The organism is Kitasatospora sp. NPDC041917, assembly GCF_055589745.1.
On record NZ_JBVJBI010000045.1, the window covers coordinates 1 to 26,062 of the forward strand.

A 26,062-nucleotide genomic window follows, 5' to 3' on the forward strand; every position below is an offset into this window, starting at 1 on the left:
TTCGCCCGCTCGTTCAACTCCGCATACGACACGACCTCACGCGCCGCACCACTACCGAACACCACAGCCGTGGCGTCCGGCGTCCGCGCCACCTGCGCCTCGAACAGCCCCGGCAACGTCCCCACCGGCACCTCACGCGCCGTGTCGTTCCACCCGCGCAGCACCAACTCCCGCTGCCCGGCGTCCAGCACCGAGACCTGGTCGAGCGTGGCGGCGGAGTCCCCCTCCAGCCCGCCGACCAGATTCTCCACCGCCGTGCACAGCAGACCGCAGACCACGTCCGAGTCCATCGGAGCGCACGCCTGCACCGTGAGCCGGAACCCGACACCGGTGTCGTCCACCGACACCGTCAACGGGTAGTTGTTGCCCTCATGGGCGTACAGGATGTCGATGCCCGCGATCCCGGTCTCCGGCAGGTTCCCCTGACCGGAATCCGAACGCGGCTTGCTGTGACGGTAGTTGAGGATCGAGGTGAACAGCGGGCTCTGCGCCGGCAGGCTGGTCGCCTGCTGGGCGAGGGACAGCGGGGCATGCTCATGGTTCAGCAGTTCGGCCAACTGCGCCTGCGCCGACCGCAGCCCTTCGCCCAGTCGCCGGGTGGCGTCGACCCGGATCGGCAGGGTGTTGATGTACAGACCCGGCGTACGGCTCGCCGCACCTCCCGCGTCCATCCGACCGAGCAGCACGGTACCGAACACCGGATGCGTCTGCCCCGTCGTCGCCGCCGCGACCCGCGCCCACGCCAGGTGGAAGAACGCAGCCGCACTCACACCGTACCGGCGGGCCAACTCACGCACCCTGTCGGCCAATTCGTCCGACAGCTCGACGATCGCCTCACCGACCTCGCCGCCGTCGCCGTGCGTGTCCAGAACGCCGTACGGCGCTGTCGGCTCCTCCACCTCCCCGAGCGCCCGCTCGAAGAACGCACGGTGCTGCTCGGCGGTGACCGCCATTCGCGCGTGCGCCACGAAGTCGCGGTACGGCGCCGGCTCCGGAAGGCGGTCCTCCTCGCGCTCCAGGTGCGCGCGCACCTCGTCCAACAGGACTTCCAGCGCCTGGTGGTCGCGGATCAGGTGGTGGCTGCGCAGAGCGATCAACCACCGCCCACCATCAATGTCCTGAGTGATCGTCAGATCGAGAAGAGGCGCCCGGCGGATGTCCATCGACGGCGGGCACGCCGCCAGCAGCCGGGCGACCGCGTCGTCACCGGCACCGGCCGCCAAGGCGATCTCGGACACCACCAGCGGAGCCTGCCGCAGCACGACCTGCAGCGGCTGGGACAGTCCCTCCCACAGCACCGCCGTCCGCAGAATGTCGTGCCGGTCCACCACCGCCTGCACCGCGGACACGAATCCGTCGATCCGCTCCCGCGAGTCGAAGGCCAGCACGGTCGGCAGGGTGTAGACGTCACGGCCCTGGTCGGCGTCCAGCAGGTGGTGGAAGAAGATCCCCTCCTGCAGCGGCGCCAGCGGATAGACGTCCGCGACGTTCGCCGCACCACCCGGGACCGCCGCACTGATCCGGTCGAGGTCCGCCTGGCTCAGCTCGGCCAGCGTGACCATGTCCGGGGTCAGGACGGTCGCGTCGCTCGGGATCCGGTTCTCCGGCACCACGAAGGCCTGACCGATGTCGGCAGCCGCCAGCCCAGCGGGCGTCGGCACCTGGAACAGTCCACGCACCGAGACCTGGAGGCCGCGCGAGCGCAGCCGCTCCACCAGCGTCACCGCCAGCAGCGAATGCCCGCCCAGCTCGAAGAAGTTGTCGTCGATGCCCACCTGGGGCAGGCCCAGGACCTCGGCGAACGCCTCGCACAGGAGGGTCTCCTCGGGTGTCCGGGGCGCGCGGTAGGAGGCCTCCAGCTCGGCGGTCCGGTCCGGGGCCGGCAGGGCCCGGCGGTCGAGCTTGCCGTTGACAGTCAGCGGCAGCGCCTCCAGCAGCACGACCGCGGACGGGACCATGTAGTCGGGAAGCGCCGTCGCGAGCGCATCCCGCAGCGCGACGGCATCCAGCTCAACGTCCGCATCCATGTCCGGGACGACGTAGGCCGTCAGCCGCTTGTCGCCCGAAACGTCCTCGCGGACGATCACCACACCCTGGGCCACGCCCGCCTGGCCGAGCAGCGCGGACTCGATCTCGCCCAGCTCGATGCGGTAACCGCGCACCTTCACCTGGTCGTCGGTGCGGCCCAGGTACTCCAGCGCCCCGTCCTCGCGCCACCGCGCCAGGTCACCGGTGCGGTACATCCGCTCCCCGGCCGAACCGAACGGGCACGCCACGAACCGCTCCGCCGTCAGCCCCGGACGGCCCAGGTAGCCGCGCGCCAGCTGAACACCCGCGATGTACAACTCACCCGCCGCACCCACCGGGACCGGACGCAGCCCGGAATCCAGCACGTATGCCCGGGTGTTCCACATCGGCCGACCGATCGGGACGACCTCCGACCCGTCCAGCTCCTCCGGAAGCACGAAGTCGGTACAGCCGACCGTCGCCTCCGTCGGACCGTAATGATCCACCACCACGACACCCGGATGACGCTCGCGCCACTGCGCCACCGCCGCCGCCTGGACGGCCTCACCACCCACCATCAGCCGGCCCGTCGGACTCACGCGATCGCCCAGCGAGTCCAGCACCGCCAACGCGCTCGGCGTCACCTTCATGAACGACGGACGCCGACCACCCAACACGCCCGGCAGAGCATCGTCCAACGCGGCGACCACCACCTCGCCACCGCACACCAGAGCCCCGTACAGACCCGTCACACCCGCGTCGAACGACACCGACGCGTGCAGCACCGTCAGCCCCGCGACCTCCGGATACACCTCCACACACCGGACCACGTAGTTCACCAGGCCCGCCTGCGTCACCACCACACCCTTCGGCCGACCCGTCGACCCCGAGGTGTAAATGACATACGCCGGACTCTCCAGGCCGTGCCCCGCACGCTCCGGATCCGACACCGGCAGCACGCTCAGCGCATCGGCGGTCTCCGCTGCGTCCAGGTCGATCCGCCGCACCCCGGCATCAACGCCCAGGCCCAGCCCCGCCGTCGCACCGGAGGCGACCAGCACCGACGGCCGGGCGTCCGCCACCGTCGCCGCCAGCCGCTCGACCGGGTACTCCGGGTCCAGCGGCAGGTACGCCGCCCCCGCCTTCCCCACCGCCAGCAGCGCCACCACCAGATCCACCGACCGCGGCAGGCACACCGCGACCAGGTCCTCCGGCCCGACACCCTCGGCGACCAGCAGGTGCGCCAACCGGTTCGCCCGCTCGTTCAACTCCCCGTACGTCACACCACCCGACGCGTCCGACACCGCCACCGCACCCGGCGTCCGCACCGCCTGCGCCTCGAACAGCTCCGGCAGCGTCACCGCCGGCACCTCACGCGCCGTGTCGTTCCACCCGAACAGCACCAGCTCCCGCTCCGCCTCGCCCAACACCTCGACCCGACGGAGCGGGGTGTCGGCGGGGGCGGCGGCCATCGCCAGCAGGGTGTTGCGGAAGAGGGCCACCTTGGCGCGGTTGGTGTCGTCGCTGTAGAGCTCGGGGTTGACGTCCGCGGCGATGCCGATGAGGCCGTCGGTGGAGTTGTCGTAGAGCGACAGCGAGAAGTCGTTGAAGTGGCCGCCGCCCAGCGGCTTCAGCCGGACCGAGCAGTTGCCGAAGGCGAGGTCGTAGTCGAACGGCATGGCGCTCATGACCAGGCTGAACAGGTTGCCGCGGCCGACCAGCCCGAGGTCCCGGAGGATGTCCTCGTAGCGGTACCGCTGGTGGCGCAGGGCGGTGCGGATCGCGGTCCCGACCCGCCGGACGAGCTGCTGGAGGGTGAGGTCGTCCGACACGGCCACCCGGATCGGCAGCATGTTGGCCGCCATGCCGGGGACGTCGAGTTCCTGGCGGCTCCGGCCGAGGACGGGGACGCCGATGACGACGTCCTCGACGCCGGTCAGGCGGTGGAAGCAGAGCACGGAGGCGGCGATGGCCAGGCCGGAGACGGTGGTCCGCAGACCGCGTGCGGCCGTGCGGAGGTGCGCGGAGGTCTCGGCGTCGACGGTCTCGGCGTGCCGGGCCAGGGTGTGCGGGGTGCCGACGGGCGGGCGTCCGCCACTGAGGCTGGGCATGTCCGGGCGGTCGGCCAGGGTTTCGGCCCAGTACGCGCGGTCCTCGGCGAAGCTCGCCGAGGCGCGGTACTCGGTGTCCTTGTCCAGGAGGGTGTCCAGCGGCACCGTCCGCGGCTCGGGCACCGGGCCGCCGGCCGCGAGGGCGGTGTAGTGGGCGGCCACCCGCGAGGCGACGATGGCGCCGCTGAAGCCGTCGGCGGCGATGTGGTGGCCGCGCTGGTACCAGAGGTGGCGGTCGGCGGCGACGCGGAACAGGGCGTAGGTGAAGAGGCGGTCGCGGTCCAGCCGCATCGGCCGGGCCAGGTCGGCGCGCATCCAGGCCTCGGCGGCGGCGACCGGGTCGCGCTCGGCGCTGACGTCGAAGGTGTGCAGCGGCCAGTCGTCCGAGACGGCCACGTACTGGCGCAGCGAGGTGCCCGATCCGGTGAAGCGCACGTGGAGGGGTTCGACCCGTCCGGTGATCTCCCGCACGGCCCGCTCGAACAGCTGCGGGTCCAGGTCCCCTTCGATCTCCAGGCACTGGGCCACGCTGTAGACGGGGTTGTCCGGGTCGAGTTGCTGAGCGTTCCAGATGCCTCGCTGCGCGGCAGAGAGCTCCTTGTACGCGACGCCGACTTCTGACGTGCTCATACCACTCCATCGTCCCGTTGTGAGCGTGTTTCCACGCGTGCGTGCGTGCGGGCCCGGGGTCGTCCGGCCTCGGGGCAGGGGCCTCCCGCAGGGGGTGCCGGCGCCGGGAGGCCGCCGCGACGGCAGGCCGAGGCCTCGGCCGGACCCCGCGAAGGAGGGGCGGCCGGGCGCGGAATCGGGCGGGCGACGAGGGACGCGGGCGGGCCGGACGGCGGCCGCTCCGGCGCCGGGCAGCCCGAGCCGCCCCCTCGGGGAAACCGGAACCGCGGGAATCCCGGGCGGCCGGTCATGGTCTGTCCGCTTTCGGATCAATCCTGGCGCGGACCGGCCGACGCGTCAGTGAAGCGCCGGCGAAAGAAGTGTGGAGAAAATGGCGGGCATTGACGCAGAACCCCCCCTGCGTGGAATGGGCCGAAGGCCCCGCCCGCGAATCGAAGGACCCGCTTCGGTACATCCGGCGAGACCATTCCCGCCACAACGCTCACACATTGACTTTCCCCCGTATTGCCGACACTTCGCCACGCGAAGCGCACATGATGAACCATGCGCGGCGATCGCCGCTCCCGCGTCCGGATGGCAGACTCGGCCAACATCCGACGGGCTCCTGAGCAGGCGTCAGGACAGTAAAGTCGATCTTCAGAAGCCCTGCAATGTGAGCCCGGTCACAGGAAAACTGCGATTGCGGCGTCTATGCTGGTCACTCGCAAGCCTGCAGAACACGCTTGCTGCACACGTCGGGGGACAACGGGGTATGATGAACAGTTTCCGACCCATTCCATCAGGGTCCACAGCAATCCTTCTTTTCGGGGCCACACCTCTCTGAAATCTGTCCTGAACATGTCATAAAGCCCATCGGCCCCCTTCCATCCGAAGGCCGCCGAGGCGTTTATCAGGCAGTCTTTTCCCTTTTTCCGGATATCGACGCCGCGATTGTCGCGCGTCGCACTTCGGCGTGCCCGGCAAGTCCCGGTGCGCGCCGGAAAAGGGCTGAACACGCATGCCTCCGACCGTGCGGCAGGGGCCGGTCCGCGATGTCCGCGGACAGGTGCGCCCACGGCGGGGACGCCGTTCGACGCGAAAGGAACGCACCCTCGTGGATCCTGCTTGTACCTACCTGCTCGTTTGCGCCGGCTGCGACTGGCGGAGCTCCGACGACGGGCTCTGCCTGAGCTGCCCGCGATGCGGGGACGACACCCTGCTGCGCAGCGAGTACGCGGAACAGCGGTTCACCGTCACGCCGGAGAGGTCCGGCATCTTCCGCTACGGCTGGCTTCCGGTCCGACGCGAGGTCGAGGGTTCCCAGCGGCCGGCCGTCTACCGGAGCGCGGGGCTCGGGAAGGCCCTCGGCCTGACCGACCTGTGGATCTCCTTCAGCGGGTACTGGCCCGAACGCGGCTGCCGGATGACCTCCGGCTCCTTCAAGGAGTTCGAGGCCTTCGCGGTGCTGGGACGCACCCCCGAGCAGGCCGGTGTGATGGTCATCGCCTCGGCCGGCAACACCGCGGCGGCCTTCGCCGCGGCCCGGAGCGAGGGAGTCCCTCGGCTGCTGGTGGTCCCGAGCCGGGCACTGCCGGCCGTGGCGGCCGCCGACGCGGGTTCGGCGGACGTCCAGGTGGTCGCACTCAAGGACGCCACCTACAACGACGCGATCGACTTCAGCCGGAAGCTGATCGCCTGCGGTCCCGGGTTCTTCGCCGAGGGCGGGGTCCGCAACGTCGGCCGCCGCGACGGGCTGGGCGTGGTCGCCCTCGCCGCCTTCGAGGAGATGGGGGTCCTTCCCGAGGTCTACGTCCAGGCCGTGGGAAGCGGAGCCGGGGCGATCGCCGTCCACGAGGCCGCCGAGCGCGTCATCGCCTCCGGTGCCGCCGACGGGCAGTCGGTCCCGCGGATGCTCCTGTGCCAGAACGCGGACTTCGCCCCGCTCAGCCGGGCGTGGCAGGGGCAGCCGGACGACCCGGCGCGGGCCGCGGCACCGCTCGACCTCTACGCCCCGGAGCTGGCCAACGCGACGCCCCCCTACCTCGTCGGCGGCGGTGTCCGGGACGTCCTGCGCGCCGGCTCCGGCGACATGCTGGTCGCCGGCCGCGCGGAGGCGGAGGCGGCCCGGGCGATGTTCGAGGAGCTGGAGGGCATCGACATCGAGCCGGCGGCCGCCGTCGCCGTGGCGGCGCTGCGCGACGCCGTCCGGGACGGGCGGCTCGCGCCGGACGCGACCTGCCTGCTCAACGTGACGGGCGGCGGACGCCGGAGGCTGTACGCCGACGCCCCGGCCGCCGCGCCGCGGGCGTGGCTGGTCTCGCGCGGCGACTCCCCCGACGAGGTCGCGGCGCGCGTGCTGGACGCCTTCGCGACCGGCAGCCGACCGCGCGCCGTCGCCTCCGTGCGCTGAGCCGGAACCTCCGAGCCGAACCGTCAGAAGGGAAGTGGGCCCGTTGGGCAACCGCACCGTGGCAGGCTCGTCCCTGCCCCTCGACGTCCGGGACCTGCACGAATCGCTGGGCTCCCCGGTGAGCGCGTCGATGAACTTTCTCAACGAGGTGTCCCAGGACTACCCGGACGCGGTGTCCTTCGCCGCGGGCCGACCGTTCGAGGGCTACTTCGACCTCGACGACGTCCACCGCCACCTCGACGTCTACCGCCGCCACCTCTCCGAGCGTTTCGACGGTGACGAGGCGAAGGTCCGGCGCACCGTCCTCCAGTACGGCCGCACCAAGGGCGTCATCCACGAGCTGGTCGCGGCCCACCTGGCCGTCGACGAGGGCATCGTGGTGGACCCGGAGGCCGTCGTGGTCACCGTGGGCTGCCAGGAGGCGCTCTACCTGACCCTGCGGGCGCTGCGCGCCACCCCCGAGGACGTGCTGCTCGCGGTGACGCCGAGCTACGTCGGGGTGCACGGGGCCGCCCAGCTCGTCGACATGCCGCTGCTCCCGGTCCGGGAGTCCGCGGCGGGCGTCGACCTGGCGGACCTCACCGCCGTGGTGCGGGAGGCCAGGGCGGCGGGCCGGCGACCGCGGGCCCTCTACCTCGTACCGGACTTCGCCAACCCCGGCGGGGTGCGGATGAGCCGGGAGGACCGGCTGCGGACCCTGCGGGCCGCCGCGGAGCTCGACCTCCTGGTGCTGGAGGACAACCCGTACGGCCTGCTCGGCGACCCCGACGGGCCCCCGACCATGAAGGCCCTCGACACCGACGGACGCGTCGTCTACCTCGGCTCGTTCGCCAAGACCGGGCTCCCCGGCGCCCGGGTCGGCTACGTGGTCGCGGACCAGCCCGTCACCGGCCCGCGGGGCGGGGCCGGCCTGCTGGCCGACGAGCTGGCGAAGATCAAGAGCATGACGACGGTGAACACCTCGCCGATCGCCCAGGCCGTCATCGCCGGGAAGCTGCTGGAGAACGGGCACAGCCTGCGGGCGGCCAACGCGCGCGAGCGGGAGACGTACCGCGCGAACCTCCGGCTGATGCTCGACGGCCTGGCCGCGCGGTTCGGCGCCGGACAGGTGCCCGGCGTCTCCTGGAACACCCCGAGCGGCGGGTTCTTCCTGCTGCTCACCGTGCCCTTCGCGGCGAGCGACGAACTGCTGGAGCTCAGCGCCGGCAGGCACCGCGTGCTGTGGACGCCGCTGCACCACTTCTACGCGGACTCCGAGCCGCGCCGCGTGATGCGGCTGTCCTTCAGCCACCTGCTCCCCGCGGAGATCGACGAGGGGCTGGACCGGCTGGCCGGCTTCGTCCGGGAGCAGGCCGCGGCCGCCGCGCGGTGAGGCCGGCCCGCGCGGCGCGGGCCCCCGGGGTGCCATCGAGACCGAGGCTGAGAGGAAAGACGTGCGCCCAGCACACCAGTGGTTGCGAGTAGTGAAACCGTCGGCGGACCCCCGCACCCGGATCGTCTGCTTCCCGCACGCGGGCGGCGCGGCGAGCTTCTACCGGGCGTGGGGGCCGTCCCTCCCCGACGGCGTGGAGCTGCTCGCTGTGCGGTACCCGGGGCGGGAGGACCGGCTGCTCGAACCGCCCGCGCGGACCATGGAGGCCCTGGTGGCCCCGGTGGTCGCCGAGTGCCTCCCGCTGCTCGACCGGCCGCTGGCGTTCTTCGGCCACAGCATGGGCGCGTCGGTCGCCTTCGAGGCCGCCCGCCGGCTCCAGGAGGCGCACGGCGCCCGGATCACCGCCCTGTTCGTCTCCGGGCGGTCCGGCCCCGGGCGGGAGAGCGTCCCGGAGCAGTCGTACGCGACCGCGCCCGACCGGGAACTCGTCCGGCATCTGAAGGAGCTGGGCGGCACGGAGACGGCCGCGCTGGACCACCCGGACCTGCTGGAGCTGGTGCTCCCGGCGGTCCGGGCCGACTACCGCATCGTGGAGGAGTACCGGGCCGATCCCGCCGGTGCCGTCCTGGACGTCCCCGTCGTCGCGTACTACGGGGACGAGGACGCCGACACCGACGCCGGGTCGGTGGCCGCGTGGGCCCCGGTGACGCGGGCGTCCTTCACCGCGCGGGCCTTCGAGGGCGGGCACTTCTACCTCACCGACCAGCAGGCCGGCCTGCTGCGGGACCTGCTGTCCCGGCTCGGCGTCCCGGCCGCCGACTGAACCGAGGCCGCCGCGAACCCGCGGCGCCGTCACCACCACCGCTAAGGAAGACGACAGTGACGAACCCGTTCGAGAACAACGACGCCCCGTACCTGGTGCTGCGCAACGCGGAGGGGCAGCACTCGCTGTGGCCCGCCTCCGTCGAGGTGCCCGCCGGCTGGGAGACCGCGTTCGGCGAGGCCGGCCGCCAGGAGTGCCTGGACTACGTCGAGGCCAACTGGACGGACATGCGCCCGAAGAGCCTGGTCGAGGCCATGGCCGCCGACTGAGCGCCGCCGCACGTCCGTTCGCTGCCCGGGGCGGGCCGCCCCGGGCAGCGGACGGCACGCCCCCCGAGCCTGCGCGGCCGGCGCGCCCGCCCCGCGCCGGTGGAGCCCTGCGACATTTCCAAGGAGAGAATCACGTGAGTGGGTCCGCGGTCTACGGCAACCTCGGCATCGAGTACGTCGAGCTGTGCGTGGACGACATCGAGGCCGGCACGGCCACCTGGGTCGGGCAGTACGCGTTCCGGGTCGTCGCCCCGCAGGTGGCGACCGGAACGGGCCTCAGGAGCACCGCCCTCGCCCAGGGGGACGTCACGCTCGTCCTCACCGAGAGCCGGGACACGGACCACCCCGCCGGCGCCTACACCGCACGGCACGGCGACGGGGTCTCCGACATCGCCCTGCGGGTCCCCGACGTGACCGCGGCCTTCGCCGAGGCCACCCGGCGCGGCGCGCGGCCCGTGGCCGCCCCGGCGCCGCACCCGGCGGGCGGCACCACGGCGACCGTCGGCGGCTTCGGCGACGTCGTGCACACCTTCGTCCCGGACGACGGCGCCGCACCGCCCGCGCTGCCCCACGGACTGGTCGTCGACCCGTCCGCCCTCGCCGCCGCGCGCGAGGTCGCGCCGCCCGTCGGCCTCCGGCGGATCGACCACTTCGCCGTGTGCGTCGACGCCGGCGAGCTCCAGGCGACCGTCGACCACTACGGCCGGGTCCTGGGCTTCGACACCATCTTCGAGGAACGCATCGTCACCGGTTCCCAGGGGATGGACTCCAAGGTCGTCCAGAGCCCCTCGGGAACGGTGACCTTCACCGTCATCGAACCCGACACCACCGCCGACCCCGGGCAGATCGACGAGTTCCTCGCCCGCCACGGCGGCGCGGGCGTGCAGCACATCGCCTTCTCGGTGGAGGACGCCGTGCGCTCCGTCACCGCCCTGTCCGAGCGCGGAGTGCGGTTCCTGACCGCCCCCGGCTCCTACTACGACCTCCTCGGCCGGCGGCTGACCCCGAAGAACCACCCGCTGGAGGACCTGCGCCGGTGGAACCTGCTGGTGGACGAGGACCACGCCGGCCAGCTGTTCCAGATCTTCACCCGCTCCGCCCACCCCCGCCGCACCCTCTTCTTCGAGGTCATCGAGCGCCTGGGCGCGGAGACCTTCGGGAGCTCCAACATCAAGGCGCTGTACGAGGCCGTCGAGCTGGACCGGGCGAAGCAGGGCGGTGCCGCGCGGTGACCGCCCCCTCCTTCCCCACCCCGGCGGTCCGCGACGAGCCCGCCGCCCGGTGGCAGCGCGAACCCGCCTGCCTCCAGGACCTGGAGCGGGCAGCCGCCGCGGTCCTGCCGCCGGACATCTGGGACTTCGTCGCCGGCGGCAGCGGCACGGAGTCCTCGGTGCACGCCAACCGCGACGCCTTCGACCGGCTCCACCTGGTGCCGCGGGTCCTGCGGGACGTCGCCGACTGCGCCACCGCGTCCCCGCTGCTGGGCCGGGACGCCGCGGCGCCGATCGCCGTCGCCCCGATGGCCTACCACCGGCTGGTGCACCCGGACGGCGAACTCGCCGTGGCCCGCGCGGCCCGGGACGCCGGCGTCCCCTTCGTCACCGGGACCCTGAGCAGCTACCCGCTGGAGGAGATCGCCGCCCAGGGCGGCCGGCTCTGGCTCCAGCTGTACTGGCTCAACGACGAGGCCAGGCTGTTCGACCTCGTCGACCGGGCCGAGCAGGCCGGCTGCGAGGCGCTGATGCTGACCGTGGACCTGCCCTGGATGGGACGCCGGCTGCGCGACGTGCGCAACCAGTTCACCCTGCCGCTGGACGTCCAGGCCGCCCACCTCGGTGACGGCTCGGCCTCCCGGGCCCACGCCCAGGGGTCCCGGACGTCCGCGGTGGCGGAGCACACCAAGGCCTTCATGACCGCCTCGCTCTCCTGGCGGCACATCGAACGGCTCCGCGAGCGCACCGGACTCCGGCTGGTCCTCAAGGGCCTCCTCGATCCCCGGGACGCCCGGCAGGCGGCGGACCAGGGGGTCGACGCGATCGTCGTCTCCAACCACGGCGGGCGCCAACTCGACGGCGCCGTACCGCCGATGGCGGTGCTCCCGGAGATCCGGGAAGCCGTGGACGGCCGCTGCGAGGTCCTGGTCGACGGCGCGGTGCGCACCGGCAGCGACATCGTCAAGGCCCTGGCGCTCGGCGCCGACGGCGTCCTGGTCGGCCGCCCGGTGTTCTGGGGCCTCGCCACCGGCGGCCAGGCCGGGGTCGGCGGCGTCCTGCGCATGCTGACCGAGGAGCTGCGGGACGCGCTCGGACTGGCCGGCTGCGACTCGGTCGAGGCCGCGCGGTCCCTGCGCGTGGTCACCTCCGCGCCGTTGCGGACGGTCTCCGCGCCGCACGGGTAGCCCCGGGGGCCCCGGCCCCCACCCGACCCGACGCTCCGGGCGCCACCGACCCGAGGACCACTGCCATGGATACAGCGCTCCCGTTCCCCTACCCGCCCGCCCGACCGGACGGGCCCTTCCCCACCGGCGGCCGGCCCGCCGCGCCGCTGCACCTGCTGCGCCGCCCCTCCACCGCCGAGGGCTTCGCCCTGGACACCACCGCCCCGGAGGAGCAGCACTTCGTGCTGTCGGCCGAACTGCCGGACGACCACGAGCTGTTCACCGACGGTCCGGGCACCTTCCACGACGTCCTGTTCCCGGCGGAGACGATGCACCAGGCGGCGCACTTCATCGCCCAGCAGTACTTCCGGGTCCCGGCCGACCGGCCCGAGGCCTTCGCCTCCAGCAGCGTCGACGTCCTGGACCTCTCGCCGTGGCGCCGCACCGGGCGGGCCGCCCACCTCGCCATGGAGCTCACCCTGACCCCGGGCGACGTGGTCAACGGCGTCCCGCGCGGCCTGGAGTGCGTGGCCCGGGTGGCCATCGACGGAGTGAACTGCGGACTCAACCGGACCAGGCTGGTGTTCGTCATGCCCGGGGTGCACCGCAGCCACCGCGCCCGGGGCAGGCGCGAGAGCCTGAACGACTCCTGCGCGGTGTCCGCGCCCGGCGCGGACGGGGCGCTGCGCCCGGCCCGCGTCGGACGGAGCGACCCGCGCAACGTGCTGGTCGGTCCGCCGCTCAGGGTCCTCGACGGGGAGTTCCTGCTGCCGGTCGACCCGGCCCCGGAGCACGGACTCTTCCGCGCGGCGGCCGACGGCCCGATCCCCGGGTCGCTGTTCCTGGAGGCCTCCCGGCAGGCGTCCCTGCTGGTGGCCGCGGAGCTGCACGGCTTCGAGCCCGGCCACGCCGTCCTGACCCACTGGCGGACCTCCTACCGGGGCCTCGGGGACACCGACCTGCCGCTCGCCTGCACGGTCTCCTCCCGCCGCCCCACCCGGGACGCGGCCGGCCGGCCGGTCGCCCGGATGCGGGTCGTCTTCAGCCAGGGCAGCCGGGTCGTCGCCAGTGCCTCCGCCTCCCTCCTGCAGGACTGCTGAACCCGGCCGATCGAAAGGACCATGTGATGCGCTTCCGGATCCTGGGGCCGGTCTCGCTGTCCCCCCGCACGCCGTCCGCCGCCAAACCGCGCGCGCTGCTCGCGACCCTGCTGGTGCGCGCCGGGGAGGTCATCTCCTCGGACAGCCTGATCGACGAGCTCTGGGGGACCGAACCGCCCCGCACCGCGACCACCACCCTCCAGGTGTACATCTCCCAGCTGCGCAAGCTGCTGGCCGAGGGCAGACCCCCCGGACTGGAGACCGAGGAACTGCTGCTCACCCGGTCCCCGGGGTACCTGCTGCGGGTGCCCGAGGAGGACTTCGACCTGGCCCGCTTCGAGACGCTGCGGGTGGCCGGCCGTACCGCCTACGAGCAGGGCGACTTCGCCGCCGCCTCCCGGCTGCTGCACGACGCGCTGGCGGTGTGGACCGGCCCGGCGCTGTCCGGCGTGCCGCACGGGGTGCGCCTGGAGAGCACCGCCATCCGGCTGGACGAGCTGCGGATGGAGTCGCTCGACCAGCGGATCCGGGCGGACCTGCGGCTCGGCCACCACCGCAAGCTCGCCGGGGAACTGATGGCGCTGGCCACCGAGCACCCGCTGCGGGAGGCGCTGCACGGCCACCTGATGGTGGTGCTGTACCGCACCGACCGCCAGTCGGACGCCCTGCGGGTCTACGCCAGGCTGCGGCGCTCGCTGGTCGAGGAGCTCGGCGTGGAACCCGGGCGCTCGCTCAAGCGCCTCCAGGAGCGGATCCTGCGCTCGGACCCGTCCCTCGACTGGAGACCTCCCGAGCCGGCCGGCGGGTCCGCCGCCCGGGCCGCCTCCCCGACCGCCGGGCCGCTGCGGGGGCTGCCCGGCGGGACGGAGAGGCTCATCGGACGCCACGAGGAGACCGCCTCGGCCGAGCGGATGCTGCGCGGCGACGCCGGCCGGCCGCCGGTGCGGCTGGTGGCGGTGGCCGGACGGGCCGGCGTGGGCAAGACGGCGTTCGCGGTGCGGCTGGCCCGGCAGGTCGCGGACGCGTTCCCGGACGGCCAGGTCCTGGTCCGGCTGCGCGGGCCGCTCGGCCGGCCGCTGACCGCCGACGAGGCGGCAACCGCCCTGCTGCGCGGGCTCGGTGGGGGCGACCACGGCGCGGCGGACCAGGTCCCGGCGGACCGCGGGCAGCTCACCGCGGCACTGCAGCGCGCCTTACGGGGGCGCCGGCCGCTGCTGGTGCTCGACGACGCCGGCTCGGAGGAGCAGATCCGCCCCCTGCTGGCGGCGGTCGGCGACTGCTCGGTGATCGTCACCGGCCGGCGGATGCTCTCCGCCCTCGACGGCGCCCGGCACCTCGTCCTCCAGCCGCTGCGCCCGGACGAGGCGATGGAGATGCTCCACGTCGCCGGAGGGGAGCTGATGGCGGCCGACCCGGTGGCGGTGGCGGAGATCGCCGGGCTCTGCGGTCACCTGCCGCTCGCCCTGCGGGTCGCGGCGGCCTCGCTGGTCGCCCGTCCGCACACCACCGCCGAGGGCCTGGCGGCCCGGCTGCGCGACGAACGGACCCGGCTGGAGCGGCTGCGCGAGGGCGACCTCGACCTGCGGGCCTGCCTGATGACGGCGTACCAGGAGGCGCGGCCCGAGCAGCAGCGGGCGTTCCGGCTGCTGGGGCTGGCCCCCGTGCCCGACTTCGCGCTGTGGACGGTGGCGGCGCTGCTCGACGTCGAGGCGCCCGTCGCCGAGGAGCTGGTGGAGGGCCTGGTCCGCGCCCAGCTGCTGGAGACCAGGCCGCAGCCGGACGGGCAGGTCCGCTACGGCTTCCACGAGCTGCTGCGGGTGCTCTCCGGGGAACTGCGCCAGCAGGAGCGCACGGACTCGCTGCGCGCGGCGACGGCGCGGCTGTGCGCCGCCTACCTGTCCCTCGCCCGCCGGGCCGACGCACTGCTCACGCCCGGCCGCAGCCGGCAGCCCGAGGAGCCGGCCCCGGCGCCGCCGTCCGGCGCGGGCGACCGGGCACCGGCGCCGTGCGCGCCGCTGGCCTGGTTCCGGCAGGAGGCCGCCGGGCTGGTGCAGTCGGTGCGGCTGGCGCACGCGGCCGGGCTGTGGTCCCTGGTGTGGGACCTGGCGGGCAGTACCGCCGGGTACTTCCAGACCTGCGCGGTCTGGGACCAGTGGGAGACCTCCCACCGGCTCGCGCTCGACGCCGCGCGCCGGGCGGGTTCCCCGGCCGCCGAGGCGGCGGTGCTCCACTCCCTGGGCGACCTCGCCTGGCAGCGGCGCGAGGCGGACCGGGCGCTCGGCCGGTACGGCGAGGCCCGCCGGCTGTTCGGCCTGGCCGGAGACCGGCTCGGGGCCGCGCGCTGCCGGATCGGCGAGGCCGACGTCCTGCTCGGCCGGGGCCGCCTGACGACCGCCGCCCGGCGGTACGGCCGGGCGCTGGCCCTCTGCTCGGCCGGCCACGACCTGCGGGGGGTCGTGGCCGCGCTGGGCGGTCTGGCGATGGTGAACCTGCACCAGGGGCTCCCGCTCGGCGCCCTCCGGCTCCTCGACGAGTGCGGGAGGGCCGCCGAACGGCTCGGCGACCGCCGCTGGGCCACCTACGCCCGCCGCACCGCGGAGCGGATCGCCGGTCCGGACGGGCGGGCGGCCGCCGTGGAGGTCCGCCCGGGCATGTGGCTGCTCGACCCGGGCCGGCCGTCGTTCGCCCCGGCCGGCGCCGGGCGGACCGGCGGGCCGCTCGCCCGGCAGCTCCCCCAGCGGCTCTGAGTCCCGCTGAGGGCCGGCCCGCGCGGGCCGGCCCTCAGCGGGACCCGACCGTCCCTGCCCGGGCGGCGCCGGCCGGCGGCCGGCGCCGCCCCTCGCTCAGGCGGGCGCGCAGCAGGGAGAGGATCAGCCACCGGCGCATCGCCCCGACGTGTCCCGGGGAGCCGTGGACGTCGTCGAAGACCTTGAACCGGGCCCGCGGTGCCAGCAGCGCCAGCCGGCGGTGCTCGCCCTGCGGAATGATCTCGTCGCGGGAACTGGCCACGTAGTCGACCGGGATGTCCACGGATCCGAGCTGGGCCGGGGTGAGCGGGAAGCCGGCCAGGACGTCCCGGAGTTCGTCCCGGTCCGCGGTCCGGGTGAGCCGGCGCAGGGTCTCCACGGTGATGCCGGGGACCTCGGGCCACCAGGCGGAGTCGGTGAAGAACCCGGCGACGGGCGCCCCGACGGTGTGGATGCTGCGGATGCGGGGGTCCTCGGCGGCGGCCCGCAGCGCCAGGTGCCCGCTGAAGCTGAGGGCGAGCGCCGCCGTCTCGGCGACCCGCGCGCGGTCGGCCAGCCGGTCCAGCAGGTACGGCAGCAGGCGCCAGGAGTCGGCCCGGTACGGAAGCGTGTTCTCGCCGACCCCGGGCAGTTCGGTGGCGACGGCGGCGAAGCCGAGCCGGGCGAACAGCGGAAGCGTCGGAGCCCACTGCTCCTTGACGCTGACGATGCCTCCCATGATCAGCAGCAGCGGCCGCGGCCGGTCGGCCGACAGGCCGGACGCCCAGGCCGCCAGGTTGCCGTCCGGGTGCTCGAACTCCAGCCGCTCGATGCCGTTGCGACCGGTGCGCCGCCAGGTGTCGAAGGCGTCGACGCAGCGGCGCTGGGCCTCCAGCCGGTCCTCGTCGCCGTGGTACGGGAAGCGGGCGAGCGCGTAGCGCCGGCAGGCGTCGAGCGGGCGGCCGGCCCGCAGCCGGTCGCCCTCGGCGGTCCACACCCGCGCCCAGGAGCCGGGGTCGCCGGGTTCGTCCCCGGTGATCCGGGACAGTACGGACCGGACGTACTGCTCCGTCAGGCCCTGGCCGCGTCCGTGCAGCCGGGCGAACTCCTTGAGCTCTGCCAGATGGTCCATGGTGCGTCCTCGGGTGGGCGGTCGGCGGGGGGCGGGGTGGTCGGAACGGGCCGGGCCGGGGGCGGCCCCGGCCCGGCCCCGCCCGGAAGGACAGTGCGGGTGGCGGCTCAGGCCGTCCCTGCGGCACCGGCGGGGCGGTCCGGACCCGCGCCGTCCTCGAAGCCCTCCAGGGCCTGCTTGAGGTCGGCGAGGACGTCGGCGGCGAGGGCGCCGTCGATGACCCGGTGGTCGAAGGTGAGGCCGAGCCGCATCAGCGGGGCCACCGCGACCCGGCCGTCCCGCACCACGGGCCGGTCGAGCACCCGGCCGGCGTTCAGCGTCACCGCGGTGCCGCCGCTGGCGTGGAAGCCGTCCACCGGGCGGTGCCCGAGCGAGCTGACCGCGACGGTGCCGAGGACGCCGGGGCGGCGCCGGGGGCTGCGCAGCGCGGCGGCGAAGGCCAGCCGGCCGAGCGGGACCGGCAGCCGGCCCAGCATCCGCACGCCGCGGAACTCCGGGAGGTCGGCGGCGGCGATGTCCCGGTAGCGGTCGATCCGCGCCTGGATGGCGGGCAGGTCGGCGCTCTCCAGGCCCGGCAGCAGTGCGGAGAGCACGGTGCGCTCGCCGTCCACCGGGCGGTCGAGGGCGAGCTTGGCGGTGACGCCGGTGAAGCGGACCGTCCGGGGGCCCCGCAGGCCGGGCCAGCCCGGGGCCAGGACGGCGTTGGCCTCGGGGTGGCGGTCCAGCACGCGGCCGGTGGCGTGCAGCAGGTAGGCGACCACTGAGTAGCGGCTCCCGGCCGCCCCGGCCTCGGCGCGGTGGCGCTGGACGCGGGTCATGTCGACCTCGGTGTCCAGGTGCACCGGGCGCTGCCGGGCGGCGTGCTCCAGGAAGTAGAGGGTGTGCCGCCGGCGGCGCTCGGGGTGCGGGCGGGCGGCGGTCACCGGTCGACCGCCAGCCGGTAGATCTCCTCCAGGCTGCGGGCCTCCATCACCCGTGCGACCGGCAGCGGCCGGCCGGTGCTCCGCTCCAGCGCGGTGACCAGCTTGAGCAGGTAGAGGGAGTCCCACTCGGGGATCCGGTCGAGGTCGGCGGCGATGTCCCCGTCCGCCAGCGGGATGCCCAGTTCCTCGCGGACCAGGCGGGCGAACTCGTCGACGGTCTGCATCATGCGTCCAATCGGTGACGGAGTGTCACATCTTCTCCAGGGCGAAGCCCGCCTTGATCCACTTGCTGGACTCCACGGCCACCGCGAGGGCCTTCTCGCCGCGGGACATCCGCCCCAGCAGCCGCTCCAGTTGGAGGAAGGGCAGCGCGTTGCCGTTGTTGCCGGTGTCCGCGACGCAGGACACCTCGGTGGCACCGGGCACGTCGAGCTGCTCGTGGATGCGGCGGGTCATCCGGCCGGAGAGCTGCGGGGGCAGCAGGTAGTCGAGCTCCTCGGCGGACCAGTCCAGGTCGTCGAGCAGCTCCCAGAGGATCTCCACCGCCATCACCGGGACGAACTCCTCGATGGCCTTGTAGTCCTCCCGGACGGCCTGCCGGTCGTCGTACCGGTCGGCCAGGCCGAACCAGTCGATGACCTGGCCGGGTTCCCGGCCGAGGCCGGTGAACCGGTTGAGCACCCGGCGCAGCGCCACCGCCTCGCCCCTGGGCTCGGCGGTGAGCACCGCGGCGCCGGCGCCGTCGCCGAAGAGCACGTAGTTGACCAGGTCGCTCGGCGCGGCGCCGGCCAGGTCCCGGTCGAGGTCGAGGTGCTTGCTGCAGACGTCGCCGCCGATCACCAGGCCGGCCCGGTGGCCCTCGCCGGCGATCAGGGTCCGGCCGAGCCCGAGCGCCTGGACGGCACCGGCGCAGCCGGACTGGAGCTGGTACGTGGGCACCTGGTCCAGGCCGAGCTGGTCGGCGATGTGGTTGACGGTGGCGGGCATCAGGTGGTCCGGGGTCGCGGTGCCGAGCACCACGAAACCGATCTCCGCCGGGTCGATCCCGGCGGCGGCGACGGCCCGGGCGCCGGCCTGGGCGCACAGGTCGGCGAGCGACCAGCGCACCGTGCCGGTGGCGAGGTCGCGGGCGAAGTGGCGGGTGCGGGTGCCGATGAAGAGGTCGATCCACTCCTCGTTGACCCCCAGCACCTTGGCGAGCGCGGCGTTGTCCACCGGGTCGCCGGGCAGGGCGGTCCCGACCGAGGCGAGGTACGCCTGGACGGGATCGCGCTCGGGTGGCGGCTGCATGGTGTGCGGTCCTTTCTGCGGGACGGGTTCAGGCGGCGGCGGTGTGCCGTTCGCCCAGGAAGCCGATGAGGTCGCCGACCGAGGACAGCCGGGGCAACAGGTCCTCCACGCTCAGCGGTTCGAGGCCGGTCAGCCGCTCCTCGATGCGCTTCTTGAGCTCCATGACCATCACCGAGTCGAAGCCGAGGTCCTCGAAGAGCCGTGCGTGCGGGGTGATCTCCTCGGGCGCGTAGCTGCCCACCTGCGCCACGGCGGCCAGGACGGCGCCGGCCACCGGGTCCGGGGCCCGGAGGCCCGGGTCGGACCCGGCCGGCCGCGGGTCGGCGGCGGACGGGACGGTCGCGGACGGGTCGAGCGCGGACGGAGCGGACGTGGACCGAACGGGCGGGCGGGCCCAGAACCGGCGGTCGTCGGCGAAGGCGTACGGGGCCAGCCGGTGCGCCCTGCGGTCCTCCTCGGCGTACACCGCGTGCCAGTCCGGGTCGGCCCCGCCGCGGAACAGCTCGGCGACGGCCTCGGCCAGCTCCCGCCCGCCGGCCTGCTCGCCCGGCACCGGCAGGACGCCGCGCGGGCCCGCCCCGGCGGGGGCACCGCCCAGCCGGCGGGCCATCGGGACGAGCACCGGCCGCGGGCCGACCTCCAGCAGGTGGGTCGGCGCGTCCGCGAGCAACTGCCGTGCGGCGTCCGCGAACAGCACCGGGGCGCCGATGTGCTCGACCCAGTAGGCCGCGTCCATCGGCTCGGCCTCCAGCAGTCTGCCGCGCAGCGTGGAGTACACCGGCAGGGCCGGGACGCTCCCGCCGGCCTCCTCCGCGATCGCGGCGAAGCGTTCCAGCACGGGCTCCATCAGCGGCGAGTGGAAGGCGTGCGAGACCTCCAGGCGGCGCGAGCGCACCCCGGCGCGGGTCAGCTCCTCCTCGATCCGGGCCAGCGCCGCGAGGTCTCCGGAGAGCACGGTGGCCGTGGGCCCGTTGACGGCGGCGATCCCGATCAGCGGTTCGCCGGCGATCCGCTCGGCCAGCACGGCGGCCTCCGCGCGCACCGCCAGCATCCCGCCGCCGGCGGGGAGTTCCTGCATCAGCCGGCCGCGCGCGGAGACCAGCCGGGCCGCCTGCTCCAGCGGCAGCGCGTCGGCGAGCACCGCGGCCGCGTACTCGCCGATGCTGTGGCCGAGCAGCATCCCGGGGCGCACCCCGAGTTCGGTCAGGGTGGCGGCCAGCGCGTAGCCGACCGCGAACAGGGCCGGCTGCGCCCAGCCGGTGCGGTGGACGGCGGGGTCCGCGGCGAGCAGCAGGTCGCGCACCGAGCCCTCGGTGTGCGGCCGGAGCGCCTCGTCCGCCCGGTCGAGGTGGCGGCGGAACAGCGGGGCGTCGCGGTAGAGGCCGGCCGCCATGCCCGGGTACTGCGAGCCCTGCCCGGTGAAGAGCAGGGCCACCCGCGGCCGCCCGCCCGGCCCGCCGGTGAGGCGGGTCAGCAGGTCCTCGTCGTCGGCCGCCCGGCGCAGGACGGCCGCCAGGTCGGCGGTGTCGGTGGCCGGTACGGCGAAGCGGTGCCGGTGGCCGGTCTTGAGCCGGGTGCTGCTCCAGCCCACGGCGCCGACCGGGGTCACCCGGTGGCGCTGGAGGGCGTCGGCCTGCGCCACCAGGTTGCGGCGCAGCGCCTGCGCGGTGGGCGCGGTCAGGGTGAACACCGCCGCCCCGAGGCCGGTGGGCCGGGCGGCGGATCCGGCCGTGGGCCGGGCGGCGCCGCCGGGCGCGGACTCCAGCACCGCGTGGGCGTTGGTGCCGCCCATGCCGAAGCTGCTGAGGCCGCCGACGGTGGTTCCGGCCGCCAGCCGCAGGGGTGCCTTGAGCAGCCGCAGGCCGTACTTGGAGAGTTTCAGCGCCGGGTTCTCCCTGGCGGCGAACCGGCTGGCGGGCACCACCCGGTGGTGCAGGGAGAGCGCCACCTTGATGAGTCCGGCGATCCCGGCGGCGCCCTCGGTGTGGCCGAGGTTGCCCTTGACCGAGCCAAGTGCCAGCGGCTTGCCGGCGCGGTCGGCGTGCAGGTCGCCGAGCGCCTTGACCTCGATCATGTCGCCGAGCACGGTGCCGGTGCCGTGGCCCTCGGTGAAGGCGACGTCGGACGGCTCGACCCCGGCCCGGCGGTAGGCGGAGGCCAGCACCTCCTGCTGCGACCAGCGGTTGGGCGCGGTGAGGCCGTTGCTGCGCCCGTCCTGGTTGACGGCGGTGCCGCGGATCACCGCGTACACCGGCTGCCCGTCGGCGATCGCGTCCTCCAGGCGGCGCAGCACCACCGCGCCGACGCCCTCGCCGCGGCCGATGCCGTCGGCGTCGGCGCTGAAGGGCTTGCAGCGGCCGTCGGGCGCGGAGAGCCCGGCCTGGGTGTAGAAGATGCCGAGGGCCGGCGTGAGGGCGATGTTCACCCCGGCCGCGACGGCGGTGTCGCACTCCCCGGCCAGCAGGGCGTTGCACGCCAGGTGGACGGCGACCAGCGAGGAGGAGCAGGCCGTGTCCACGGCCAGGCTCGGGCCCTTGAGGTCGAGGTGGTAGGAGATCCGGTTGGCGGTCATGCAGTAGCCGTTGCCGGATCCGACCTGCGCGGTGACCCGCGCGTAGTCGGTGAGGTGGAGGTGGGCCCACTCGTTGCCCATGATGCCGACGAAGACCCCGGTGTCGGTCCCGGCCAGGCTCTGCGGCGCGATTCCGGCGTCCTCGACCGCGCGCCAGGCGCACTGCAGGACCAGCCGCTGCTGGGGGTCCATCGCGGCGGCCTCGCGCGGCGAGATCGCGAAGAACTCGTGGTCGAAGGCGTCCGGGTCGGTGATGAAGCCGCCGCTGGTGGTGTTGGAGTGCCCCTCGGCGCCTTCGGGCGAGTAGAAGTCGTCGGCATTCCACCGCTGTTCGGGCACCCGCCCGACGCCGTCACCGGAGCGCATCAGCAGGTCCCAGTACGCGGCGGGGTCCGGTGCGCCGGGGAAGCGGCAGTCGATGCCGACGATGGCGACGGGCTGCATCATGCCTCTCCCACGGTGGCGCGCAGCTCCTCCACCAGGTATCCGGCGAGCGCGTCGACGGTCGGGTAGTCCCAGGCCACGGTGGGCTCCAGGACGAGGTCGAAGTCCTCCTCGATGTCGCCGCACAGGCTCAGCGCGGCGACCGAGTCCAGGCCGTACTCGGCGAGCGGGACGCCGGGGGCGATCTCGTCGGCCGGGCGCTTCAGGTAGAGGGAGATCCGGTCGGCGAGCCAGCCGGTCAGGGTCTCGACGGTGTGCTCGCCGAGGGTGGCCGGAAGGCCGGTGGTGGGGACGGTCATGAGGTGCTCCTCGCTGCGTGGGAAAGGACGGGGCGGCCGGTCAGCCGGCCAGCGGGGTGTCGTAGAGGTCGTAGCCGCGGCGCTCGTGGAAGCGGCGCAGCAGTTCCTGGTGGACCGTCTCCTCGCAGCCGGCCGGCAGGTCGGCCGGGCGGCGTCCGAGGCGCCGGGCGAGCCGGTGCAGGGCGGCCGCGGCCCAGGAGGGGTCGGCGAGGAAGGGGTCGGTGCCGTCGGCCCGGGCCGCGCGCCGGACGCCGAGGACGGCGGCCGCGGCGAGGACCACCGCGTAGCGGTCGGCCAGGGCGAAGGCGCCGGGGCCGGCCAGGGCGGTGCGGTCCTGGGGGGCGAGGGCGAGGCTGTCCTGCTGGATCCGCCGCAGCTCGTCGACCATGGCGAGCGTGAGGGTCCGGAGGGACCGCTCCTCGGGCGTCGCGTCGGGCCGGTCGTCGCGGGAGGCGACCAGCGAGGCGCTGAGGCTGTCCCGTCCGGCGGCGAGGGTGAGCCGGTCGAAGGGGATCCCGGGCAGGTCCGTGCGGGTCTCGAAGAGCGCCGCGGGCGCCTCGTCGCCGGTGAACCAGGCCCGCCGGGCGAGCCTGGCCAGCTGCGGGACGACGGTGGCCTGGCAGGCCGCCGAGCCGGCGTGGCCGAGGCTGAGCACCGGGAGGTCGCGCAGGTGCTTCTGGAAGGCGCCGAACTCGCCGTCGCGGAGGTAGAAGCGGGCGCCGAGCACGATCGACAGGTCGTGCATGACCTCCGTCAGCACCTTGGGCACCAGGTACTTGACGACGGCGGCGGACACGCTGGTCTCCTCCGGCAGGAGGTGCACGGCGCGGGTTCCGACCAGCGAGAGGCTGTCGCAGACCAGCAGGTCCAGGAAGGCGCCGGTGAGGGTGGAGCGGGCGTGCGGGATCTCCGCGACCGGGCGCCGGTAGAGGCGCCGGCCCAGGGCGAACCCGACGACGGTGCGCAGGCCGGTGTCGGCGGCTCCGAGCGCCATCCCGGGCAGGACGCTGCGGGTGATCTGGAAGGAGCGCAGCGCCAGTTCCGCGCCCTGGCCCTGCTCGCCGACCAGGGCGGCGGCCGGGACGGGGCAGTCGTCGAAGTCCAGGCCGGAGATCCGGCAGCCGCGCACCCCGGCGGTGGGGTAGCGGGGCAGGGTGGCGAAGCGGGCCGGGTCGAGCTGGTCGCGCTCCGCCAGCAGGACCGAGTGGCTGCGGGCGCCGGGCGCGTCGTCGGTGCGGGCGAACAGCGCGAAGGCGGCGGCCCGGTCGGCGTTGTTGATGACCTGTTTGCGGCCGTGCAGCCGGTAGCCGCCGGGCTCGGGCCGGGCCCGGAAGTCGTTGCGCAGGAAGTCGTTGCCGTGCGCCAGCTCGTGGTAGGCGACCGAGACCTTGGCGCCGCCGAGCAGCAGGTCGGCCAGCCGGGCGCGCTGCTGCGCGCTGCCCGCGGTCCAGACGTTGACGGCCGCCATGAACGAGGTGACGCCGTAGCCGAGGCCGAGTGCGACGTCGCGCCGGAAGACCGGCCGCAGGGTGCGGGCCAGGGTGTCGATCCGGGTGAGCCGCCCGCCGAGTTCGGCGGGGACGAATTCGGCGGTCAGGCCGAGGTCGTCCAGCAGGTGTTCGCCGGCCCCGGACAGCTCGCCGGCCTCGTCGGCGGCCAGCAGCCGTTCGGTGCCGACGGGGTTGGCCGGGTCGCCCGGGTCGCCGAAGCGGCGTTCGAGTTCGGCGACCCGGTCCCGGGCCGCGGTCTCCTGGGCCCCCTCCCGGGGGCGGTCGGCGGGGGCCTCCGGACGGGGGAGTCCGGGGGCCGCGGAGTCGGTCAGCATGGCGCCCCCTCGGCAGGACGGTCGTCGGTGGGTGCGGGGCGGTGCAGCCGCAGCGGGAGCAGGGAGTGCAGCTCGCCGGCCGCCCGGGTGTCGCGCAGCCGTGCCAGCAGCGCGGGGTAGGCCTCCGGCCGGGGGCCGTCCTGCTCGCCGAGCCGGACCAGCAGCCGGTCCAGGGCGGGCCACAGCCAGACGCCGTCGCGCCAGAGCGCGCCGGTGCGTCCCCGGGCGGCGGCCCGGTGGTTGTGCGCCCACAGGCCCAGGCAGGCGGCGCCCGCCAGGCAGAGGCTGTAGCGCCGGGCGACCTCGAAGGCGGCGGTCGGCACGTCGGAGACCGGGGAGCGGTGGGCGGCCATCTCGGCGTGGACGCGGCCGGTCGCGGCGAGCAGCAGTTCGGCGGCCTCCAGGGCGCCGTCGAGCGCGGGGTCGTGCCCGGCCTCGGCACGCAGGGAGGCCACGGAGGCCGGCAGCGACGCGACGATGCCGCTGCCGCCCTTGGCGACCAGGGAGAGCCGGGACGGGTCCAGGGCCGGCAGCGGCGCGGCCAGGTCGAAGGCGGTGGCGGCCCCGGCGGTGTCCCCGGTGCCCCGCTCCCAGCCGCGGGACAGTGAACGGAACTGGTTGACCAGGGAGTTGAGGTTGACCAGGGTGTTGCCGTCGAACAGTCCGACGATCCGGTGGTCCCGGTCGACCTTCTGGAACATGCCTCCGGCGTGCTCCCCCTTGAGGAAGGCGCGGGCGCCCAGCAGCCGGGTCAGTTCGGCGACGACCTGCTCGGTGCCGGTGGGCACCAGGTACTTGGTGGCGGCGGCGGCCACGCCGAGTTCGCCGGTGAGGGTGTGGACCGAGCGGATCGCGACCGTCGCCAGCGCTTCGCCGACCAGCACGTCGGCGGCGGCCGAGGCGAGCACCTGCCGCGCCTGCGGCAGGTCCACCAGGCGGCGGCCGTACAGCTCCCGCCGCTCGGCGAAGTCCAGGGCCAGCGCGAGGGCGTGGTCGGCGGCGCCCAGCGACAGCGCGGCGCACATCGTCCGGGTCAGCTGGAGCGCCTTGAGCACCGTCTCCAGGCCGCCGCCCTCGGTGCCGACGAGGGCGGCGGCCGGCACCGGGGCCCGGTCGTAGGCGATGCCGCTGATGTCGGCGCCGTGGATGCCGTGGGTGCGGATCTTGTCGAGGCAGCGGTAGTGCTCCGGGCCGAGGCCGCGCTTGTCCATCAGCAGCACGCTGAACCCGCGCGGGCCGCCGGCCGGGTCGGTGCGTACGAGCGCGGACAGGACGCTGCCCCGGGTGGCGTTGTTGATCAGCCACTTCTCGCCGCTGACCAGCCAGCCCCCGGCGCCGTCCGGTTCGCCGTGCACCTCGTCGGCGAGCAGGTCGCTGCCGTGCGCCCGCTCGGTGAGGCCCAGCGACACCGGGACGCCGGCGCGGATGTCCGCGGCCAGCCGGGCGGCCTGCTCGGGGCTGCCCGACACCCAGACGCAGACGCCGCCCAGGTAGGTCTTGCCGTGGCCGATCGCCACGGTGAGGTCGCGGCGGGCGACGGTCCGCATGACCTGCATGACGGTCTCGTAGTCGGTGAGCCGGCCGCCGTGCTCGGCGGGCACGTAGTGGTCCTGGAGGCGCCAGTCCTCCAGGACCCGGCAGATGTCGGCCGGGAAGGTCTCGCTCTCGTCCAGCTCCAGGCTGCGGGCGTACGAGAACACGGTGCCGGGGGCGTCCGGGTCGCCGAGGAACTGTTCGAGCTCCTCGGCGACGCGGTACGGCGCGTGGTCCATG

At 74.6% G+C, this 26,062-nt stretch carries 17 protein-coding genes; 8 read left to right on the plus strand and 9 right to left on the minus strand.

Annotation, left to right across the window (positions count from 1 at the left end; genetic code table 11):
* Positions 1-4,748 (minus strand): amino acid adenylation domain-containing protein (locus tag ACZ6EM_RS34245; protein ID WP_465774098.1); only part of this gene is annotated, 4,748 nt, incomplete at its 3' end.
* Between the two features lie 1,093 nt (positions 4,749-5,841).
* Between ACZ6EM_RS34245 and ACZ6EM_RS34250 the strand changes: the two genes are divergently transcribed.
* The 8 genes from ACZ6EM_RS34250 (at position 5,842) to ACZ6EM_RS34285 (ending at position 15,825) form a co-directional block, all read left to right on the plus strand.
* Entirely contained in the window at positions 5,842-7,137 is a 1,296-nt protein-coding gene (locus tag ACZ6EM_RS34250) for a cysteate synthase (RefSeq protein ID WP_465774099.1), read from the plus strand.
* A 43-nt stretch (positions 7,138-7,180) separates the two neighbouring features.
* Entirely contained in the window at positions 7,181-8,509 is a 1,329-nt protein-coding gene (locus tag ACZ6EM_RS34255; RefSeq protein WP_401049122.1) for an aminotransferase-like domain-containing protein, read from the plus strand.
* 91 nt (positions 8,510-8,600) lie between these two features.
* Positions 8,601-9,332 carry a thioesterase II family protein gene (locus ACZ6EM_RS34260; RefSeq protein ID WP_465774100.1) on the plus strand — a complete coding sequence of 244 codons (732 nt, stop codon included), beginning with the start codon at positions 8,601-8,603 and terminating at the stop codon, positions 9,330-9,332.
* A 56-nt stretch (positions 9,333-9,388) separates the two neighbouring features.
* Positions 9,389-9,601 (plus strand): MbtH family protein, encoded by a 213-nt coding sequence (locus ACZ6EM_RS34265; protein ID WP_401049118.1) that lies wholly within the window; start codon positions 9,389-9,391, stop codon positions 9,599-9,601.
* Positions 9,602-9,735: 134 nt separating this feature from the next.
* Positions 9,736-10,833: a 4-hydroxyphenylpyruvate dioxygenase gene (gene hppD / locus ACZ6EM_RS34270; protein ID WP_401049116.1), complete on the plus strand. Its 1,098-nt coding sequence runs from the start codon at positions 9,736-9,738 to the stop codon at positions 10,831-10,833.
* A complete protein-coding gene (locus ACZ6EM_RS34275; RefSeq protein WP_465774101.1) occupies positions 10,830-11,999 on the plus strand; it encodes an alpha-hydroxy acid oxidase in 1,170 nt (389 codons plus the stop codon). The genes hppD and ACZ6EM_RS34275 overlap by 4 nt, the downstream gene beginning before the upstream one ends.
* A gap of 65 nt (positions 12,000-12,064) precedes the next feature.
* A complete protein-coding gene (locus ACZ6EM_RS34280) occupies positions 12,065-13,078 on the plus strand; it encodes an AfsA-related hotdog domain-containing protein (protein ID WP_452180757.1) in 1,014 nt (337 codons plus the stop codon).
* 26 nt (positions 13,079-13,104) lie between these two features.
* Positions 13,105-15,825: an AfsR/SARP family transcriptional regulator gene (locus ACZ6EM_RS34285; protein ID WP_465774102.1), complete on the plus strand. Its 2,721-nt coding sequence runs from the start codon at positions 13,105-13,107 to the stop codon at positions 15,823-15,825.
* A 34-nt stretch (positions 15,826-15,859) separates the two neighbouring features.
* Here ACZ6EM_RS34285 and ACZ6EM_RS34290 read toward each other — a convergent pair whose 3' ends face one another.
* The 8 genes from ACZ6EM_RS34290 to ACZ6EM_RS34325 form a co-directional block, all read right to left on the minus strand.
* The gene (locus tag ACZ6EM_RS34290) at positions 15,860-16,936 is read right to left on the minus strand and encodes an alpha/beta fold hydrolase (RefSeq protein WP_465774103.1); all 1,077 of its coding nucleotides are present in this window, start codon (positions 16,934-16,936) and stop codon (positions 15,860-15,862) included.
* Positions 16,937-17,043: 107 nt separating this feature from the next.
* On the minus strand, positions 17,044-17,859 hold the full coding sequence (locus tag ACZ6EM_RS34295) for a 2-oxo acid dehydrogenase subunit E2 (protein ID WP_452180343.1): 816 nt from the start codon (positions 17,857-17,859) through the stop codon (positions 17,044-17,046).
* Positions 17,856-18,086: an acyl carrier protein gene (locus ACZ6EM_RS34300; protein WP_401054552.1), complete on the minus strand. Its 231-nt coding sequence runs from the start codon at positions 18,084-18,086 to the stop codon at positions 17,856-17,858. The genes ACZ6EM_RS34295 and ACZ6EM_RS34300 overlap by 4 nt, the downstream gene beginning before the upstream one ends.
* A gap of 22 nt (positions 18,087-18,108) precedes the next feature.
* Positions 18,109-19,149, minus strand: coding sequence for a 3-oxoacyl-ACP synthase III family protein (locus ACZ6EM_RS34305; protein ID WP_465774104.1), 1,041 nt, complete (start codon positions 19,147-19,149; stop codon positions 18,109-18,111).
* A gap of 28 nt (positions 19,150-19,177) precedes the next feature.
* A complete protein-coding gene (locus ACZ6EM_RS34310; RefSeq protein ID WP_452180351.1) occupies positions 19,178-22,165 on the minus strand; it encodes a type I polyketide synthase in 2,988 nt (995 codons plus the stop codon).
* Positions 22,165-22,464, minus strand: a complete 300-nt coding sequence (locus ACZ6EM_RS34315) for an acyl carrier protein (protein ID WP_359914414.1) — start codon at positions 22,462-22,464, stop codon at positions 22,165-22,167. The genes ACZ6EM_RS34310 and ACZ6EM_RS34315 overlap by 1 nt, the downstream gene beginning before the upstream one ends.
* A gap of 40 nt (positions 22,465-22,504) precedes the next feature.
* Positions 22,505-24,289, minus strand: a complete 1,785-nt coding sequence (locus ACZ6EM_RS34320; RefSeq protein ID WP_465774105.1) for an acyl-CoA dehydrogenase — start codon at positions 24,287-24,289, stop codon at positions 22,505-22,507.
* Positions 24,283-26,061 (minus strand): acyl-CoA dehydrogenase family protein, encoded by a 1,779-nt coding sequence (locus tag ACZ6EM_RS34325; RefSeq protein ID WP_465774106.1) that lies wholly within the window; start codon positions 26,059-26,061, stop codon positions 24,283-24,285. The genes ACZ6EM_RS34320 and ACZ6EM_RS34325 overlap by 7 nt, the downstream gene beginning before the upstream one ends.
* Between the last annotated feature and the right edge of the window lies 1 nt (position 26,062).

Bases quoted from the DNA above. Each gene is read 5' to 3' on its own strand.
- ACZ6EM_RS34310 (WP_452180351.1), bottom strand. From the start codon at position 22,165: ATGCAGCCCGTCGCCATCGTCGGCATCGACTGCCGCTTCCCCGGCGCA.
- ACZ6EM_RS34300 (WP_401054552.1), bottom strand. From the start codon at position 18,086: ATGATGCAGACCGTCGACGAGTTCGCCCGCCTGGTCCGCGAGGAACTG.
- ACZ6EM_RS34285 (WP_465774102.1), top strand. From the start codon at position 13,105: ATGCGCTTCCGGATCCTGGGGCCGGTCTCGCTGTCCCCCCGCACGCCG.
- ACZ6EM_RS34315 (WP_359914414.1), bottom strand. From the start codon at position 22,464: ATGACCGTCCCCACCACCGGCCTTCCGGCCACCCTCGGCGAGCACACC.
- ACZ6EM_RS34320 (WP_465774105.1), bottom strand. From the start codon at position 24,289: ATGCTGACCGACTCCGCGGCCCCCGGACTCCCCCGTCCGGAGGCCCCC.
- ACZ6EM_RS34280 (WP_452180757.1), top strand. From the start codon at position 12,065: ATGGATACAGCGCTCCCGTTCCCCTACCCGCCCGCCCGACCGGACGGG.
- ACZ6EM_RS34325 (WP_465774106.1), bottom strand. From the start codon at position 26,061: ATGGACCACGCGCCGTACCGCGTCGCCGAGGAGCTCGAACAGTTCCTC.
- ACZ6EM_RS34290 (WP_465774103.1), bottom strand. From the start codon at position 16,936: ATGGACCATCTGGCAGAGCTCAAGGAGTTCGCCCGGCTGCACGGACGC.
- ACZ6EM_RS34305 (WP_465774104.1), bottom strand. From the start codon at position 19,149: ATGCAGCCGCCACCCGAGCGCGATCCCGTCCAGGCGTACCTCGCCTCG.